This is a genomic window from Meridianimarinicoccus zhengii (assembly GCF_003254465.1).
Lineage (GTDB): Bacteria > Pseudomonadota > Alphaproteobacteria > Rhodobacterales > Rhodobacteraceae > Meridianimarinicoccus > Meridianimarinicoccus zhengii.
Map to the genome: position 1 here is coordinate 73,190 of NZ_QDFI01000006.1, position 18,513 is coordinate 91,702.

16 protein-coding genes are annotated in these 18,513 nt (G+C 67.3%); 7 read left to right on the forward strand and 9 right to left on the reverse strand.

The features are described 5' to 3' along the window. The first annotated feature begins 5 nt into the window (after window positions 1–5). Complete coding sequence (locus tag DDE13_RS03310; protein ID WP_111401422.1) at window positions 6–980, forward strand: sugar-binding transcriptional regulator; 975 nt, start codon at window positions 6–8, stop codon at window positions 978–980. Window positions 981–985: 5 nt separating this feature from the next. Here the strand turns inward: DDE13_RS03310 and mtnA are convergent, their stop codons facing one another. Next, on the reverse strand, window positions 986–2,089 hold the full coding sequence (mtnA, locus tag DDE13_RS03315; protein ID WP_111401424.1) for an S-methyl-5-thioribose-1-phosphate isomerase: 1,104 nt from the start codon (window positions 2,087–2,089) through the stop codon (window positions 986–988). Continuing rightward, entirely contained in the window at window positions 2,086–3,357 is a 1,272-nt protein-coding gene (gene mtnK, locus DDE13_RS03320; protein WP_235868568.1) for an S-methyl-5-thioribose kinase, read from the reverse strand. The genes mtnA and mtnK overlap by 4 nt, the downstream gene beginning before the upstream one ends. Before the next feature lie 126 nt (window positions 3,358–3,483). On the opposite strand from mtnK, the gene DDE13_RS03325 reads away from it, so the two are divergent. From DDE13_RS03325 to DDE13_RS03340, 4 genes are read left to right on the forward strand one after another with little or no spacing between them, the layout of a single operon-like run. Further along, complete coding sequence (locus tag DDE13_RS03325) at window positions 3,484–4,995, forward strand: sugar ABC transporter ATP-binding protein (protein ID WP_111401428.1); 1,512 nt, start codon at window positions 3,484–3,486, stop codon at window positions 4,993–4,995. After that, window positions 4,992–6,053, forward strand: coding sequence for an ABC transporter permease (locus DDE13_RS03330; RefSeq protein ID WP_111401430.1), 1,062 nt, complete (start codon window positions 4,992–4,994; stop codon window positions 6,051–6,053). Before DDE13_RS03325 ends, DDE13_RS03330 begins: the two co-directional genes overlap by 4 nt. Before the next feature lie 23 nt (window positions 6,054–6,076). Then, window positions 6,077–7,126, forward strand: a complete 1,050-nt coding sequence (locus tag DDE13_RS03335; RefSeq protein ID WP_111401432.1) for a substrate-binding domain-containing protein — start codon at window positions 6,077–6,079, stop codon at window positions 7,124–7,126. 49 nt (window positions 7,127–7,175) lie between these two features. Further along, a complete protein-coding gene (locus DDE13_RS03340; RefSeq protein WP_111401434.1) occupies window positions 7,176–7,625 on the forward strand; it encodes an RbsD/FucU family protein in 450 nt (149 codons plus the stop codon). On the opposite strand, the gene DDE13_RS03345 is transcribed toward DDE13_RS03340, so the two are convergent. The 7 genes from DDE13_RS03345 to DDE13_RS03375 form a co-directional block, all read right to left on the reverse strand. After that, window positions 7,622–8,746 (reverse strand): RuBisCO large subunit C-terminal-like domain-containing protein, encoded by a 1,125-nt coding sequence (locus DDE13_RS03345; protein WP_111401438.1) that lies wholly within the window; start codon window positions 8,744–8,746, stop codon window positions 7,622–7,624. The two genes, DDE13_RS03340 and DDE13_RS03345, sit on opposite strands and share 4 nt — an antisense overlap. Further along, window positions 8,746–9,750, reverse strand: a complete 1,005-nt coding sequence (locus DDE13_RS03350; protein WP_111401440.1) for a transketolase family protein — start codon at window positions 9,748–9,750, stop codon at window positions 8,746–8,748. The genes DDE13_RS03345 and DDE13_RS03350 overlap by 1 nt, the downstream gene beginning before the upstream one ends. Before the next feature lies 1 nt (window position 9,751). Further along, the gene (locus DDE13_RS03355) at window positions 9,752–10,687 is read right to left on the reverse strand and encodes a transketolase (RefSeq protein ID WP_111401442.1); all 936 of its coding nucleotides are present in this window, start codon (window positions 10,685–10,687) and stop codon (window positions 9,752–9,754) included. 159 nt (window positions 10,688–10,846) lie between these two features. After that, window positions 10,847–11,794, reverse strand: a complete 948-nt coding sequence (locus DDE13_RS03360; protein ID WP_111401444.1) for a D-ribose ABC transporter substrate-binding protein — start codon at window positions 11,792–11,794, stop codon at window positions 10,847–10,849. Window positions 11,795–11,884: 90 nt separating this feature from the next. Further along, window positions 11,885–12,931: an ABC transporter permease gene (locus tag DDE13_RS03365; RefSeq protein ID WP_111401446.1), complete on the reverse strand. Its 1,047-nt coding sequence runs from the start codon at window positions 12,929–12,931 to the stop codon at window positions 11,885–11,887. A 21-nt stretch (window positions 12,932–12,952) separates the two neighbouring features. Beyond that, window positions 12,953–14,506 (reverse strand): sugar ABC transporter ATP-binding protein, encoded by a 1,554-nt coding sequence (locus tag DDE13_RS03370; protein WP_111401448.1) that lies wholly within the window; start codon window positions 14,504–14,506, stop codon window positions 12,953–12,955. After that, the gene (locus DDE13_RS03375) at window positions 14,503–15,159 is read right to left on the reverse strand and encodes a DUF2291 family protein (protein ID WP_111401450.1); all 657 of its coding nucleotides are present in this window, start codon (window positions 15,157–15,159) and stop codon (window positions 14,503–14,505) included. The genes DDE13_RS03370 and DDE13_RS03375 overlap by 4 nt, the downstream gene beginning before the upstream one ends. Window positions 15,160–15,447: 288 nt before the next feature. On the opposite strand from DDE13_RS03375, the gene DDE13_RS03380 reads away from it, so the two are divergent. Both DDE13_RS03380 and DDE13_RS03385 read left to right on the forward strand, forming a co-directional pair. Next, window positions 15,448–17,004 (forward strand): FGGY-family carbohydrate kinase, encoded by a 1,557-nt coding sequence (locus DDE13_RS03380; protein ID WP_111401452.1) that lies wholly within the window; start codon window positions 15,448–15,450, stop codon window positions 17,002–17,004. After that, a complete protein-coding gene (locus DDE13_RS03385) occupies window positions 17,001–18,512 on the forward strand; it encodes a glycerol-3-phosphate dehydrogenase (protein WP_111401454.1) in 1,512 nt (503 codons plus the stop codon). The genes DDE13_RS03380 and DDE13_RS03385 overlap by 4 nt, the downstream gene beginning before the upstream one ends. Window position 18,513 lies beyond the last annotated feature (1 nt).

Genomic DNA, 18,513 nt, shown 5'->3' on the forward strand with positions numbered 1-18,513 from the left:
ATGCGATGCCGGCAACAGGGTCCCAGCGGTCATCCCGCCAGGTCACGGGTGACGACATCGTCATCGAGACCGCGTGGCTCTATTATGAGAACGGCCTGAACCAGACCGAGATCGCGGCGCGGCTCGACGTGTCACGGGCGACGGTGGTCAACTACCTTCAGCTTGCGCGGGAACGGGGCCATGTGCAGGTGCGGCTTTCCCATGACGCATTTACCGGGCACAGGCTGGCCATGGCGCTGCGCGACGCCTTCGGGCTGGCGGGCGCCTTCGTGGTGCCCGACCAGGGTGGAATCGCGGCTGACATCGCCGCGCGGGTCGTGCGGGGGGCCGCGGACTGGCTGCCCAGCCTGCTGGCCCCGGGCGACCGTCTTGGCGTGGCGTGGGGCAAGACGATCTATGACCTGTCGGAAGCCCTTGAACCCCGGCCCATCGCGGGTCTGACGGTGCTGCAACTGGTGGGATCCATGGCCACGCCCTACGGGTTTTCGGCGGATGTCTGTTCCTCGAACGTGGCCCACAGGCTGGGGGCGTCCTGCGTCAACCTGCATGTCCCCGCGATCCTGTCCGAGGCGCGGATCGCGCGGATGCTGCGGGCCGAGCACCTGATCGCCGCACAATTCGATGCGATCAACAGCTTCACCAAGACCCTGTTCGCGGTTGGGTCCTGTGGCGAGGACAGCCATGTCGTGTCATCCGGCGTGGCGACGCGGCAGGATCTGGCATGGTACCTGGGGCAGGGCGCAGTGGGCGTGCTGTGCGGGCGGTTCATCGACCGGGCGGGCGCGCATATCGAAGGGCCGCTCGACGACAGGATGATGGCGGTGGACCTTGCGCGGATGCGGGACCGCGATGCAGGGATACTGGTCGTCGCCGGGCCGGAGCGGATCACGGCGGCGGTGGCGGCGATCCGGGGCGGTTACGCCACCCATCTCGTCACCTCGGTCGCGCAAGCGGAGGGGATGCTCGCGCTGGCCCGGTGATCCGCTCAGGCGGTGGAGCGACGCTCCGGGAACAAGCCCAGCAGCCCGTCGCGGCTGGCGGCGGCAACGCCGCGTTCGGTGATCAGACCGGAAACGAGCCGTGCGGGCGTCACGTCGAACGCCGGGTTGCCGCCCGGTGTGCCGTCGGGCGAGATCTGCACGAAGCGCGCCGTCCCGTCGTCGTCGCGGCCATAGACATGGGTGACCTCGCGCCCGGCGCGTTCCTCGATCGGGATCTCGGTCAGCCCGTCCGATACGGTCCAGTCGATGGTCGAGGACGGCAGCGCCACGTAGAACGGCACGCCGTTGTCATGGGCCGCGAGCGCCTTCAGATACGTCCCGATCTTGTTGCACACGTCGCCCGACGCCGTGGTCCGGTCGGTGCCGACGATCACCATGTCGACCTGCCCGTGCTGCATCAGGTGCCCGCCCGCGTTGTCCACGATCAGGTGATGGGGGATGCCCGCACCGGCCATTTCCCACGCGGTCAGTTGCGCGCCCTGGTTGCGGGGGCGGGTTTCGTCCACCCAGACATGGATGGGAATGCCCGCCGCCTGCGCGTGATACATTGGCGACGTGGCGGTGCCCCAGTCCACCGTCGCCAGCCAGCCCGCGTTGCAATGGGTCAGGATGTTCACTGCTTCTCCGGGCGCCTTCGTCGCCGCGATCTCGCGGATGATGGCCAGCCCGTGTTCCCCGATCAGGCGGTTCGTCTCCACGTCTTCATCGCAGATCGCCGCGGCCTTGGCGAAGGCGGCCACGGCCCGGTCGCCGGGCGGCAGCGGTCGCAGCAGCGCCCGCATCGCGTCCAGCGCCCACCGCAGATTGATCGCCGTGGGGCGCGTGGCGTGCAGCAGATCGTAAGCCCGCGCCAGCGCCGCGTCGGACGGGTCGCGCGCCATTTCGCAGGCGATGCCATACGCCGCCGTCGCCCCGATCAGCGGCGCGCCGCGCACCCACATGTCGCGGATCGCGGTTGCGAAATCGTCAAGGCTGTCCAGCGTGGCGATGGGAAAATCATGGGGCAGCCAGCGCTGGTCGATGATGCGCACGTCACCCGTCGCGCCGTCGCGCCAGATGGATCGGTAATGGGTGTCGCCAACCTTCATGCCTCGTCCCCTTCCGCTGCTGTCCGTGCCCGCGCCATGTCAAGCACGTCGTCCATTGTGGTGATGTTGCGCCGCGACAGCACAAGGTCGCGCCCCAGCCGCAGGCTGCGCGCCTCCAGCGGGGCGCGGATGTCCGGGTCTTCGATGCTGTCGAACTCGGCCACATGGGCAAGCCCGAGGATGCGCCGGTGCATTTCCACCCCGGCAAATCCCAGCAGATCGGTGAAGATCTCGGCCAGCAGGTCGTCGCGCGCCCGATCTGACGCCGCGACGTGGCCCTGGTCCTCGTAGAGCGTTGCGGGATAGAGGATGCCTGTCCGCTCCGTCGACCAAAGCCTGCGGAACTCTTCGCAGAACGCATCCCATGTCTCGCGGATCACATCGAGCAGCCAGTCCTGATAGGCCGCGCAGGCCCCCGCATCGGAAATATGGGCGGGCATCGCCTGATGCGCCATCAGGTAGTTGCCCACGAGCATCCCGATATCGAAGCCCATTGGCCCGTAGAATGCAAATTCCGGGTCGATCACGCGCACCTTGTCATCCGTCACCATGATCGATCCCGCGTGCAGGTCGCCATGGCAGAGCGTTTCGGCCCGCGCGGTGAAGGCGCGCTTGAGGTGCTGCGCTTCGACCTTCAGCGCCGCGTCGGCGCGCAGGTCGGCGACCACGCCATCGAGCTGCGGGGTCGTGTGCCGGTTCATGGGCGCGTCGAAATAGGGGTCCGTGAACACGAGGTTCTCGGTGATGTCGCACAGCTCCACATTGCCCGTGAACAGCGCCACATCGGCCTTCTTCGTGGCGGGGTTCATGGCGAGGTCGGAACAGCGAAACGCGGTGCGCGCACAGAACCGGCCCATCACCTGCCCCAGCCCCGCGACGCGGCGCCCGGCCATTGTCTGGCCGCGCAGGATGATATGCGGATGCAGCCGTTCCATCACGATCAGCGCCTGATCGCGGTCGAAATGCAGCACGGCCGGCACGACGCCCGGATCGACGGCGTCCTGCCGGATGAGGGCGTTGTATTCGAACCACGCGCGCTTGAGCGGCAGGGGCCAGCTGTCGCCCACCAGCCGCACATAGGGCAGCGCCTGCTTGACGATCACCGACCCTGAGCTGCCTTCGACGATGAACACGAGGTTCAGGTTGCCGTCGCCCACCTCGGCCACGCGCCATGTCTCTGGCGCGCCGCCCACCGCGTCGGCCATGGTGGCCAGACCGCCCAGCCGCGCAGGCAGCGTGTCCGGGGTCAAGGGTTCGTAATCGCTCACGGGTGTCTCCGTCTGCGGGCGCGCGGCCATGCCACCTGCGCAAGGGTAGAAGCGGCTGGCGCCATTTGTCAATCACAGTTGACTTTTGTTGGGTCGCTTGCTTTGCTCCGCCGCAGGGGAGGCACCATGGATCGCAGTTTCTGCCGCATGACCGGACTGACGAAGGCGTTCGGGGACAACCTCGTGCTGCGCGGACTCGACCTCGATCTGCCGGCGGGGCAGGTCACGGCGTTGATGGGCGCGAACGGGGCGGGCAAGTCCACGCTGGTGAAGATCCTGTCCGGCGTCCATGCAAGCGATGGTGGCCGGATCGAGATCGCGGGCCGGGATTTCGCGCCCGCCACGCCCGCCGAGGCGATCCGCGGCGGCGTGGTCACCGTGCACCAGTCCATCGATGACGGGGTGATCCCGGATCTGGACGTGGCGTCGAACCTGATGATCGACCGTCTGGCCGAGCCGGGCTACGGATTTTTCCTGCGCCGCGGCGGTCTGCTGGCAGAGGCGCGCGGGATCGCCGCGCGCATGGGGTTTGATATCGATGTACGGACGCCGGTGGCGCAGCTTGGCGTGGCGGACCGGCAGCTCATCGCCATCGCGCGGGCCATGTCGCACGAACCTTCGCTGCTGATCCTCGACGAACCCACATCGTCGCTGTCCGCGCTTGAGGCCGAGCGGCTGTTCGCGCTGATCGACAGGCTCAAGGCCCGCGGGGTGGCCGTGCTCTATATCTCGCACCGCATGTCCGACATCCGCCGCATCGCCGACCGGATCGTGTCCATGCGTGACGGCGAAATCGCGGGCGTGTTCGAGGGGGACGCGCTGGATTACGAAGGTGCCGTCAACGCCATGCTGGGCCACGGGCTGACGGATGCGGACCTGACCATGGCCCAGCCGGGGCGGGCAGTGGTGGAGATGACCGGCCTGCGGCTGCGCGCGGGCGCCCGGCCATTCGACCTGACCCTGCGCGAGAACGAGGTGGTCGCGGTTACCGGCCTGCTGGGTAGTGGCAAGACCGCGCTGGCGCTGGCGCTGTTCGGGCTGCACCGGCCCGCGGGTGGTGCGATCCGGCTGGATGGCGCGCCCCATACCCCGCGCAGCCCGGCGGCGGCGATCCGGGCGGGGGTGTTCATGTCCGCCAAGGACCGCGCCAGCAACGCCGTGGTGCCCGGCTTCGACATCGCGCGGAACATTTCCGTACCGTTTCTCGGCGCGGTGTCCACACTGTCGGTGGTGTCGCGCGGGCAGGAACGCGCGCAGGCGCAGGATCTGATCGCGGCGCTGGACATCGTGTGCCGCTCGGACCGTGACGCCATCCTCAGCCTGTCGGGCGGCAACCAGCAAAAGGTGATGCTGGCGCGCTGGTTGTCGCAGGCGTGCCGGTTTCTGGTGCTGGACGAGCCGTTTCAGGGCGTGGATATCCGGTCGCGCCGCGATATCGGCGCCAAGGTGCGCCGCACGGCGCAGGGGCGCGCGACGCTGGTCTGCGTGGCGGAACTCGACGAGGCGTTCGAGATCGCCGACCGCATCGTCGTGATGCACGACCACGCCGTGACCGCCGAATTTGTCAACCGCGACGTTGACGTGGGTGCGATCCTGTCCGCGGTCACCGGCAGCGCAGCCGAAGGACAAGCCGCATGACCGTCGAGGCCGACAAGACAACTGCTTCAACGCGCGCAACGGGGCAGGGCGGGCGCGTCGCTCTGGATCTGGCGATCCGCTACGGGTTTCTCCTTCTGCTGGCGGGGCTTGTCCTGTTTTTCTCGGTCTTCGCCGAGGGGTTCGCCGGGCCGCGATCCGCCGTGTTCATCTTTCAGTCGGTGGCGATCACCGGCATCCTCGCGCTGGGGGTGACCTTCACGCTGGTGGTGGGCGGGTTCGACCTGTCCATCGGGTCGGTGGCCACGTCGTCGATGATGCTCGCGGCCTACATGATGGTGGTGCTGGAACAGGGCGCGGGGGCCACCATCCTTGCCTGCCTTGTCATGGGCGCGCTGATCGGGGTCGTGAACGGCATCCTGATCGTGCGCTTCAAGGTGCCGGACCTTCTGGCCACGCTGGGCATGATGTTCCTGCTGGTGGGCCTGCAACGCATCCCGACCGAGGGGCGGTCGATTTCCGTCGGCATGACCCTGCCCGATGGCGAGACGGCGGCGGGCGCGTTTTCGCCTGCCTTCCTGACGATGGGGCGGCACCGGTTCGACTTGTTTCTCGACGATCTGGTCCCGGCGCCGGTGGTGTTCCTGATCGTGATCGGCGTGCTGGTGTGGTGCTTTCTGGAACTGACGCGTCACGGACGTTTGATGTACGCGGTGGGATCGAACGCCCGCGCTGCCGCGCTGACCGGAACGAACGTCAACGGCTACAAGGTGCTGGCCTACGCGATCTCGGGTGTGCTGGCGTCGGTCGGGGGCCTTTTGCTGGCGGCGCGGCTGGGCCGGGGGGATATAGCTTCGGGTACCAACCTGCTGCTAGATGCCGTGGCCGCGGCGCTGATCGGTTTCGCGGTGCTGGGCGCGGCAAAGCCCAACGCCTTCGGGACGGCCATGGGCGCGCTCTTCGTGGGGATCCTGCTGCAGGGCCTCACGATGATGAACGCGCCCTATTACACGCAGGATTTCATCAAGGGCGCCGTGCTGGTGGTCGCGCTGGTCTTTACCTTCGCGCTGTCGGCCCGCCGCGCCCGCGGTGGCGGCTGAACAGGAACCAAGGGGAGGACACCATGACAAGAACGACACGCAGGACCGCGCTGGGGCTGATCGCCGCCGCGTTCACGGCTGCCACGGGTGGCATAGCCACGGCGCAGGACATGCCGCCGCCCTTCGACGACCCGGGCGAGGTCCGCATCGCGCTGGTGCGGTACCTGTCCACCGGGGATTTCTTCCAGGCCTACCTGTCCGGCGTCGAACGGCAGGCCGAGGCGCTCGGGGTCGATCTGCGGATCTTCGACAGCCGCCAGGACGCGGCGTTGCAGGCCGACATGGTGGACCAGGCCATCGCCCTTGGCGTGGACGGCATCATCATCCAGCACGGCCTGACCGAGTCCATGCGCGAGGCGGCACAACGCGCCGTGGATGCCGGCATCAAGGTCGTCGCCTTCGACGTGAACGTTGAAAACGCCGCGATCCCGCAGATCGAACAGTCCGATTACCTGCTTGGGGAACTCGCGCTGGAACAGGCGATCCGCGACAACGGCACCGAATGGGATGCGGGGTACGTCTACGTCCCCGGCATCGCACCGCTCGACCGTCGCCATGCCGCGTGGGAGGACATCAAGGCCGCCAATCCCGGTATCCGCGAGGTCGCGCAGATGGGCACGCTCGACAACCCGATCGCCAACTCCAACGCCAACCAGGCGCGGTCGGTGCTGCAGGCGAACCCGACGATCAGCGTGTTCTTCGCGCCCTACAACGAATTCGCCAAGGGGGTGAAGATCGCCGTGGACGAGGCGGGGCTGACCCCGGACATTTCGATCTATTCGGCCGACGTGTCCACCGCAGACATCGCCGCGATGCGCGAACCCGACAGCGCATGGAAGGCGACCGTCGCCACCAATCCCGCCGTGGTGGGGGAGGTGTCGGTGCGCGCGCTGGCAATCATGCTGGCGGGGGGCGATCCGGGTGCGCAGGTGGTCGTGCCGCCGACGCTCATCACACAAGCGATGCTGAACGACATGGACATCACCAACATGGAAACCCTGTCGGAAAGACTGCCGCAGTTCGCCCATGCGGACGTGGCCATGACCGACTGGATGCCGCTGCCGCCGCGCTGAGCCTGTCCGGGGCCGCCACGGCGCGGCCCCGACCCCGGGAGGAGACAACATGCTGAAGACCATCGATCCGCGGATCACGCCCGAGCTGATGGACTGCTTGATCCGGCTGGGGCATGGCGACGAGATCGTGATCGCCGACCGCAACTTTCCCGCGGCCTCCACGGCGGCGCATTGCGTCCTGCCCGACGTGATCCGGCTGCCGGGGTTCGACGCGCCCGACGCGGTGGCGCTGATCACGACGCTCATGCCCATCGACAATTTCACCGATTACGGCGCGCTACGGATGGAGGTGGACGGGGAACCGGACCGGGTGGATTCGGTCCATGCCGACACCTTCGCCGTCCTCGAAAAGGCCGCCCCGTCGGGTGCACATCTGCGCAGCCTCGAACGGCAGGCGTTCTATGCCCATGCGAAAACGGCCTTCGCGGTGGTGGCGTGCTCCGAGGACCGGCCCTTCGGCTGCTTCATCCTGCGGATGGGCGTTGTGTTTCCGGACTAACCCGCCGCGGTGTCCAGCGCCCGGCGCATTTCCGCAACGGCGTCGCCGATCCGGTCGCCTTCGCGAAGGATGCTTCCGCCGAGCAGGTAGACCACGTCATCGCCGTACATCGCCGCCATGTCGGCGGCGCGGTCCACGCTCATGCCCCCGCCGGGCGATGGCATGATGGAGTGGCCGTGCCCCCGCGGCGTGCGGCAGGCATCGGCGATGGCATGGCAATCCGCTTCGGTGAAGCCGAACCGCCCGCCGACATTCGGAAAAATAGAGATATCGGTACCCGTGGCCCGCTGCAGCGCGCCATACATCACCCCGTGCGCGATCCCGAAATCGGGCGACTGGACGAACGCCCCGCTGAAGGCCGGATGCGCCATGATCGGCAGGTCGAACGCGGGATCGCCCGCCAGCGCCTGCACCGTCTGGAACCCGAGCAGCCCCGGCATCAGCAGCACACCGGTGGCACCCAGTTCCTTGGCGCGGTGGGCATCGGCGATCGGGTCGCCGCCGCGACCGGTCACATTGGCGATATACATCGTGCGCCCGCCGTGGCGCGCATTCGCGTCGCCCACCGCGTCGGCCACGGCGCGCAGGCGATCCTCGAACGGGGCCATGGGCTGGTTGGCAAGCCCGTGGTCTTCCTTGATGATATCGGCCCCGCCCGCCACGCAGCGCGCCGCGATCCGCGCAAGATCCGCATGGGACGACCCCTGCGGCTTGATGACCGGCGCGATCAGACCGCCGCGCGCGCGACCCGTGCGCGCCCGGACCCCATCGATCCCGAAACGTGGCCCCGGCAGGCGGTCGGACATGGCGGCGGTGTCGATGGCGGTCACCCGTATCCCCGCCTGCATCGACGAATTGCCGAAGATCACGTTGATGAGTTGGATGACCTCGGACCCCGCGCTGTCCGGCGAATAGGAGATCACGGCCTCGAACGCGCCCTTGTCCGGTTCCAGCCGTTCGATCCGGCCCACGATCTCGTCGCGGATGAAGCCGTCGGGCACCACGTCGTCGGGTACCTCCACGGTCTGTTCCAACGCGATGCCATGGGCGCGGGTGCGGGCCTCTGCCAGATCGCTGGCCATGATCCGGTAGGTCACGCGGATACGGTCGCCCCCGGCCATCACAGCGCCTCGGCCTTCACGGCGGAGTGGACCGCATCGACCCTTGCGGTGGCAAGGTCTTCTTCGGCGATGCCGGTCTTCGCGCCCAGCAGGTCCTCGATCCCCGCCAGAAGCGCCGTCGCGTCCAGCCCGTAATGCTTCATCAGATAGGCGCGCGACCCGCCATGGGCGAACGTGTCCCGCAGCCCGAGCCGCACCAGCCGCTTGCCGGCCCCGGCCTCGGCCATGATCTCGGCCACGAGCGACCCGACGCCCCCGTCGATCAGGTGGTTTTCCAGAACGACGACGCCCTTGGTGACGCTGCCGATATGGTCCAGGAGTGCGCCACGGTCGAAGGGCTTGATCGTATGGATGTGCAGATGCCGGATCGACACGCCCGCCCCGGCCAGCGCGGCGCGGCAGCGCAAGGCTTCTTCTGTGGCGATGCCCGAGGTGACGACCAACACGTCGCTACCCGACGCCAGTTCGCGCATTTCGCCGACCGCGATGGGCGTGTCGAACAGGCGCGGAATGGCCCCGCGCAGCACGCGGCAATAGACCGGACCGTCGATGCTGTCGGCGGCAGCACAGATGCTTTCCACCTCGGTCGCGTCGCCGGTTTCCAGGATCGTCATGTTGGGGATCGACCGCATCACGGCCACGTCCTCGATCGCCTGGTGGGTCATGCCGCCGGGCGTGGTGATGCCGGGCAGGAACCCCATCAGTCGCACCTTGCGCCTTGGATAGGCCACCGATGCGATCAACTGGTCATAGGGACGGCGATAGAGGAACACACCGAAGGAATGCAGGAAGGGCCGGTAGCCCGCCATCCCGAGACCCCCGGCGAAGCTCATCATGTTCTGTTCGGCCATGCCCAGCGACAGGAAGCGGTCCGGGTGGCGGTCGCGGAACCCGTCGATTTCGCAGGACGATGTCAGATCGGCGGACAGGCACAGCACGTCGGGGTTGGCGAGCGCATGCGCCTCAAAGGCCGACGCATAGGGGCGGTTCACGATCTCGACCATGTCAGTGCGCCTCCGAAGTCAGGTCCACCGGGTCGATCCCCAGCTCCGCCGCGATGGATGCATTCATTTCCGCCCGCTCGTCGTCGGACTTGAAGCGGACGTAGTGCAGCCGGGGGAACCGCCGTTGCAGGAACGACATGCCTTGCGTCGGCGAGGATCGCGCGAGGATGATGAGCGGTGCGCCGGGATGCGGCGTGGCCCTGGCTTCGCGCAGGGCGTCCAGGTCGTGGGCGTCCACCTCCACGCAGACGGCCCCGAAATCGCGGAACTTGGCGGCGATGTCGCGCACCTCCATCACGCTGTCCATGGCGCCGTCGCATTGCTGGTCGTTCACGTCCATCAGCGCCCACAGGTTGTCGATCCGGTGATGGGCGGCGGCCTGCACGGCCTCCCATGTCTGGCCTTCCTGCACCTCGCCGTCGGACATGAACACGCAGACCTGCCCGGCCTCGCTGCGCCGCTTGCGGCCCCAGGCCAGCCCGGCGGCGGTCGACAGCCCGATTCCGAGCGTGCCGTTATGCACCTCCATCCCCGGCGAGTGTTCCGCGCCGATCATTTCGACCGACGACCCGTCAAGATTGAACATCTCCAGACCGGCGTCGTCCATCCGCCCGACCTCCACCAGCGTGGCATAGGCCACGAGCGCATAATGGGCGGGTGCGATGAACAGCCGGTCGTAATCGGGCGCGGCGGGGCCGTTATAGCCCGCGCCGGTGACGTAATCGGGGTTGTCCGCGGCGGGCACGCCGCCGAAGGGGGGCGGCACGGGCGGCAGGGTCGGCGCACCCAGCGTCAGCGCCTCGTTATACAGGAAAGCCAGTTGTTCGGCGGCCGAACAGGCCTGGCTGAGATACCCGCCATTGTTGCGCATCGCGTGGACGAACACCCGCTTGCGGATGCCCGCGGCTACCTCTGCCGTGGTCTTAGCGTTGTGCATCGCGTCCCTCGCATATCTCGTAAATCACCGGCACCCTACAAATGTCAGCCGCGCTTGTCATCTGCTATATGCGGCGGTTCGGGCCAAGCCAGTCCCCGCACCGCACACGAAAAGGGGCGCTGCCGGAACAGCGCCCCCGTCATGGGTTCGTGTGTGACCTTACTGGGACAGGGTGAAGGGTGCGGTGTAGTTCGCCACGTTGTCCGGGGTGATCAGCAGGCAGTCGAAAAGCTGCTTTTCCTGTTCGACCATCGGTGTGCCGTTCTTGATGTAGTGATCCGCCTGGATCACCGCCTCGCGCGAGAAGACGGCGACGGGCTGAAGCACGGTATAGGCCATCTCGCCCGCCTTCACGGCGTCCACCGCGTCGGGCGACCCGTCGAAGCCGCCGATGATGACGCCGTCGAGACGCCCGGCTTCCTTCAGCGCGGCGATCGCTCCCAGAGCCATTTCATCATTGCCGGAAATGACTGCGTCGATCTCCGGGTTGGCCTGCATGATCGACTGCATACGGTTGTAGCCCTGGGTGCGGTCCCAGTTGGCCACTTCCTGCGCGACCTTTTCAAGGCCGGGATACTGGCTGAGAACGGTGTTGTAGCCGTTCGACCGGGTTGCGGCGTTGTTGTCGGACGGGTTGCCGAAGAATTCGACATACTTCGCCTCGTCTCCCACGAGCTGCTGCCAGGTGATGGCACCCAGGGCCGCGCCCTGCGCGTTGTTCGACACGAGCTGTGCGACGGCGATGCCCGCCTCGTTGATCTCGGCGTTGACAAGGAACACGGGGATGCCCGCTTCGGTCGCGCGGCGCACCACGCCCACCGACCCGTCCGCATTCGCGGGGTCGAGGATGATCGCCTTGGCGCCGTTGGTGATGGCGGCGTCGATCAGGTTCGATTCCGTGTTGGTGTCGCCCCGATGGGCGGAGACGTTGGCCTCGTAGCCCAGTTCTTCCGCCGTGGCCTTGGCGACCTCGCCTTCGGTGAACCAGTAGGGGTTCGCCGGGTCATTGACGATGATCGAGATCAGGCCCTCGGCCCAGGCCGAGCCCGCCATCAGCGGCAGCGATGCGGCGGCCGCGAAAAGCGCGCGTCTGGTCAGTGTGAACATGGTGTGTCTCTCCCTTGGTCTGTTGTGCCGGAACCCGGCGGTGTCCGCGTCAGGCGTATCTCGCCTGTTCTTCCGCGAATGGGGTGGGGATCAGGTCTTGCGACCCTTGCCCCCGTATTGGATGGAATTGAGCATCACGGCGAGGACGATCACCGCACCGGTGAAGACGGTCTGCCAGTAGGACGACACGCCGACGATCACGAGTCCTGCGCCCAGATAGACGATCACGAACGCCCCCAGCAGCGTGCCCTGAACGGTCCCGCGTCCGCCCATCAGCGACGCGCCGCCCACGACGACAGCCGCGATGGCCGTCAGTTCATAGGTGGTGCCTGCGGTCGGTCCGGCGGATGTCAGCTGCGAGCTGAGCACCAACCCCGCGATGGCCGCGCACATGCCCGACAGGACATAGACCCAGACCTGCACCGTCTTGACCGGCACGCCCGACAGTTCCGCGGCGCGCGCATTGCCGCCCGTGGAATAGAGCCACCGTCCGAACGGCGCGCGCGACAGCAGCAGGTGCACTGCGATGGCCGTGGCCGCCAGCACGAAGATGCTGATCGGCACACCCCACAGCCGGTTGAACCCCAGCCATTCGAAACCGGTATTGCCGAAGCTTGGGTCGCCCGACAGGTTGTTGAACGTCAGCCCGTTTGTCATCAGCAGTGCCAAGCCGCGCGCGACATAGAGCGTGCCCAACGTCGCCACGAAGGCCGGTACCTTGAGAAACGCGACAAGAACGCCGTTCACGATCCCCACAAGCGCGCCCATCGCCAGCGTGCAGACCACGACGGCCCAGACCGGCAGGTAAAGGATCACGCCAAGCGCGGTCAGCTCGACCCCCTGCATCAGGAATCCCGCGAAAACGCCGCACAGCGCAAGGGTGGACCCGACGGACAGGTCGATCCCGCCCGACAGGATCACCAGGAGCATCCCCGTCGCCAACAGCCCGAAGATGGCGACTTGCGATGTCATCGTCAGGAAATTTGCCACGGACAGATAGTTCGGCGACAGGAGCGAGAAGATGATGATGATGGCAATCAGCGCGAAGAAGGCGCGCCCTTCCAGCAGCAGGTGCACGATGTTCAGATCGCGGCCCCCGTTGCCCTTCGCCGCGGCGGTGTTCGTGCCGTCAGACATTGTGGTGTCCCCCCAAAGGTGTCAGGCAACCAGGCTTTCGCCAGAGGCGGCCATGATCGCTTCTTTCGTTAGGTCCTGCGTGAACTCGGCCGAGATCCGGCCGCGCCGCATCACGATGACGCGGTGCGCGATGGACAGGCATTCGTTCACTTCGGACGTGGTATAGACCACGGCCATCCCGTCGCGTGCGTGCTCGGCGAGGATGCGGAACACCTCCGCCTTGGCGCCGATGTCGATGCCGCGCGACGGTTCGTCCAGCAGCACCACGGACGGCTTGGTGGCCAGCATCTTGCCGATCACGACCTTCTGCTGGTTGCCGCCCGACAGCGACCCGATGGGCGCGTCCGGTCCGTCGGTCTTTACCGTCACCTCGCGGATCGACCGGTCGATGATCGCAGCCTCGTCGCTGCGGTTGGTGAACAGTCCGCGCGTGAAGTTGCCGATGGACGCGAGCGACAGGTTGCGCCCCACCGTCATCGTCTGCACCAGCCCGTCGCGCTGCCGGTCCTCGGGCACGAGCACGAGCCCCGCGGCGATGCGCTGCGCGATGGTCATGTGGCCCACGTCCTGCCCATGGAGCAGCACCTGCCCTTCGAGGGCGGGCAGGCGGCCCGCGGCGCATTCCATCATTTCCGTGCGCCCGGCGCCCATCAGCCCGTAGATGCAAACGATCTCCCCCGCGCGCACGGTCAGGTCGAGCCGGTCGACCGCGACCCCGGACCCGGACGCTGCACCCACGCTCAGCCCGCGCAGTTCCAGCGCGGGCACGCCCATGTCGTATCCGGTGGGCGGACTGCCAAGGTCGAAATTCTCGCCCACCATGTTGCGCACGATCCATTCCAGATCGATCTCGGCGCGCGGGGCATAGGCGGTCATGTTCCCGTCGCGCAGCACCACGGCATGGTCGGTAATCGTCAGCGCCTCTTCGAGGTGATGCGAGATATAGACGATGGACACGCCACGAGCCTTCAGGTCGCGGATCACCTTGAACAGCACCTCCACTTCGGACGCGGACAGCGCCGACGTGGGTTCGTCCATGATGAGGATGCGCGAATTGACCGACAGCGCGCGGGCGATCTCCACAACCTGCTGCTGGCCAAGGCGCAGGTCTTCCACCGGTGTCAGCGGGTCGATGTCCTCTTCCAGTTCGCGCATCAGGGCGCGGGTGCGGCGTTCCTCCTCGGCATAGTCCACGCCGCCGCGACCCATGATCTCGCGCCCGAGAAAGATGTTGTCGCGCACGTTCATGTTCGGCGCGAGGCTGAGTTCCTGGTGGATGATTGAAATCCCGCGGTTCTGGGCGTCCACGGTCGAGTGCAGTTCGATCGGCTGCCCGTCGAGGATCAGCGCGCCGCTGGAGGGGCGCTGCACGCCTGACAGGATTTTCATCAGCGTGGACTTGCCCGCGCCGTTCTCGCCGAACAGCGTCGTGACCTGCCCGCGATGCACGTCGAAATTCACGCCCTTGAGCGCGTGGACCGCGCCGAAGGACTTGGCCACGTTGCGCGCTGCCAGAACGACCTCGCCCAGGTCGGGGCGGTCGGTGGGGGTTTCATCCGTCACCGGGGCCTTCATGGCTGCACCTCGAACGTCACGGGGGTCACGAGCCAGCTTGCCGGGTTGATGAGCGTGAAGACGCCCGTCACCGACACGGTCTTGCCCGGCAGCGCGTCGCGGTCGAGACCGTCGAGCGTTGCGGCCGCCATGGCGCGGTTGATGCCCGCGCCGGCATCCTGGTACTCGATCTGATTAGTGAAATCGCCGAAGACGATGTCGCCGGGGATATCCCGCAACTCGGTGCCGTTGATCGCCGGGCCGGTCTGCACCCTGATCGACACGCCGTCGGGCATGCCCGGCACGTCCACGCCGAAGATCCCCGATGTGCCGTCGCCGACCGTGCCGCTGAAGGACACGGCAAGCACCGGAAACGCCCCGGCCATCCGGCCATGATCGGCGATCGCGGCAGTCTTGTCCGTGTCCAGCTTTTCGGCCAGGGCCGGGGCGTCGGCGGCTCGCGCGATCACGACATCGCGGATGCGCGGGAACTGGTCGCGACCGTAGGCATCGGGATCGAAGGCCTGCTCGCGCAGGTCGGCGTCGGACCCGATGCGCACGACGGTGGTGTCGAACGCGATCGCGGCGACAAGCGCCGCGGCAGCAAGGCCGACGATCGCGTTGCGGCGCGACGGTCCGGCACGTCGAGCGGGCGCGGTGCTGGTCTCGGTCATCTGGTCCCCCCCTTGCGTCGTGATCGGCGCTGCGCCGGTTCCGATGCGTCCTGTCCTGCCTGGTGCCTTTCCGGGGCTCCTCCTCCCCGAGTTGGCATCCATCGTTTCCCAGACGCTAGACGAAAAAAAATGCGCTGTCTGCAAAAAAATACAGACAGCCGGATTTTTTGTGCTAGGTTTCGGTCATCAGCCGCGCAGGAACCGCCGGGCAACAGGCGTTGCGGCACGGGGAGGGAGATCACGTCGTGACACAGCGTTGCACCGCGTCCGCAAAGGCAAAATCGCACCATGTCCGCTGACCTGATCATCGGGGTCGATGCCGGGACATCGGTCATCAAGGCCGTGGCGTTCGATCTGGCGGGGCGGCAAGTCGATTCGGCGGCTGTGCGCAACGTCTACACGCAAGGCGCGGACGGATCGGCCACGCAATCCCTCAGCCGGACATGGGCCGATTGCGTCGCGGCGCTGCGCGCGCTTGGCGACCGAATCGACGGGCTTGCGGGCCGGACCGCCGCAGTGGCGCTGACCGGGCAGGGGGATGGGTCTTGGCTGGTGGGGGCCGGCAACGCGCCGGTCACGGATGCCTGGCTCTGGCTCGATGCCCGCGCCGCCCCGACCGTGTCGCGGCTGGCCGCAGGGCCGGACGAACGCGCGCGGTTCGAAGCCACGGGAACCGGGCTGAACACCTGCCAGCAGGGGAGCCAGATGGCCCATATGGATGCCCATCACCCCGACCTTCTGGACCGGGCAGAGGTGGCGCTGCATTGCAAGGACTGGCTGTTCCTGAACCTGACCGGCATGCGCGCGACCGACCCGTCCGAAGCCAGCTTCACCTTCGGCGATTTCCGCGCGCGGACGTATAGCGACACGGTGATCGGCGCGCTGGGGCTGACCCATCGCCGCCACCTGCTGCCCGAGATCGTCGATGGCACGACGGACACCTTCCCGCTGACGGCGGAGGCCGCAGCGGCGACGGGCTTGCGTGCGGGCACGCCGGTATCGCTGGGCTACGTGGACATGGTGATGACCGCGCTCGGGGCCGGGGTGCATACGGGCGATGCGGGTGCGGCCTGTTCTACCGTGGGATCGACAGGCGTGCACATGCGCGCGGTGCCGGCGGATGCGGTGCACCTGAACGCCGAAGGCACCGGCTACGTGATCTGCCTGCCCGTGCCCGGTCTGGTCACGCAGGTGCAGACCAACATGGCCGCGACGCTGAACCTCGATTGGCTGTTGGCGCTGGCGGCGGATCTGGTGGACGATACCGGCGGCAGCGTGACCCATGCCGAACTGGTGGCGCGGATCGACGGGTGGATGGACCGCTCGCGCCCCGGCGCGCTGGTCTATCATCCCTATATTTCCGAGGCGGGCGAACGTGGCCCCTTCGTCGATGCCCGTGCCCGCGCAAGCCTGATCGGCCTGAACGCCACCCACCGCTTTCCGGACCTCGTGCGCGCCGTGATCGAAGGGCTGGGGATGGCCGCGCGCGATTGCTATTCCGCGATGGGCGACATGCCGCGCGAGCTGCGCCTGACCGGCGGGGCGGCACGGTCCGCGGCCCTGCGCCGGGTTCTGTCGGCAGCGCTCGACACCCCCGTACGGATCTCGGCGCGAGAAGAGGCCGGTGCGGCGGGCTGCGCCATGATGGCCGCGGTCGCCATCGGCGCCTATCCGGACATGGATGCCTGCATCGCCGAATGGACCACGCCGCTGCTGGCCCCGCCGGAGCCGCCCGACACAAGCCTTGTCCCGGTCTATGACAGTCTTTTCACGACATACCGCGCAACGCGCACGGTGCTGGCGCCCGCCTGGGGCGACATCCCTGCCAAAGGAGCGAGAACATGACGGATATCCAGAAGGTCGATCTTTTCGTGATCGGCGGGGGCATCAACGGGGCCGGCATCGCCCGCGACGCCGCCGGGCGGGGGCTGAGCGTGGTGCTCGCCGAAAAGGACGACCTGGCCGAGGGCACGTCCTCGCGCTCGGGCAAGCTGGTGCATGGCGGGCTGCGCTATCTCGAATACTACGAATTCCGGCTGGTGCGGGAGGCGCTGATCGAACGCGAAATCCTGATGCGCAACGCGCCACACATCATCTGGCCCATGCGCTTCGTGCTGCCCCATTCGCCGATGGACCGACCTGCGTGGCTCGTGCGGCTGGGGCTGTTCCTGTACGACAATCTCGGGGGGCGCAAAAAGCTGCCGGGTACCCGAACGCTCGACCTGCGCCGCGATCCCGAGGGTGCCGCGATCAAGGACAAGTATACCCGCGGGTTCGAGTATTCCGACTGCTGGGTGGACGATGCGCGGCTGGTGATCCTGAACGCGGTGGACGCGGCGGAGCGGGGCGCGACGGTTCTGACCCGGTCGCCCTGCACGTCCGCCCGGCGCGAGGATGGCAAATGGCGCGTGACGACGACAGACAGCCTGACCGGCGAGACGCGGGTGTTCGAGCCGAAAGTGCTGGTGAACGCCGCCGGACCGTGGGTGACGGACGTGGTGACACGGGTAGCGGGGTCCAACTCCACCCGCAATGTGCGGCTCGTGAAGGGCAGCCACATCATCGTGCCGAAGTTCTGGAAGGGCGAGAACGCGTATCTCGTGCAGAACCACGACAAGCGGGTGATCTTCATCAATCCCTATGAACGCGACAAGGCGCTGATCGGCACGACCGACATCGCCTATGAAGGCCGGGCCGAGGACGTGACCGCGGACGAGTCCGAGGTCCAGTATCTGATCGACGCCGTGAACCGCTACTTCAAGGAGGAACTGACCCGCGACGACGTGCTGACCACCTTCTCGGGCGTGCGCCCGCTGTTCGACGACGGGCAGGGCAACCCGTCGGCGGTGACGCGCGATTACGTATTCGACCTGGACGAGACCGGGGGCGCGCCGCTGTTGAACATCTTCGGCGGCAAGATCACGACGTTCCGCGAACTGGCCGAACGCGGGATGCACCGGATCGCGAAATTCTTCCCCGGCATGAAGAAGGACTGGACCCACAAGGCGGCCCTGCCCGGCGGCGACATGAAGAAGGCCGATTACGAGGCGTTCCGCAACCGCATCAAGCAGGATTACCCGTGGATGCCGCGCGCGCTGCGCCAGCATTATGGGCGGCTCTACGGCACGCGGATCGACATGATCGCGGGCGGGGCCGACAGCCTTGACGGGCTGGGGCGGCATTTCGGCGGCAACCTCTACGAGGCCGAGGTGAATTACCTCCTCCAGCACGAATGGGCGCGGACGGCGGAGGATATCCTGTGGCGGCGCACCAAGCACCGGTTGCACCTGAGCGACGCGGAACAGGCGGCCTTTGCCGACTGGTTCGACCGCGCCCACGCGCAGGCGGCATGAC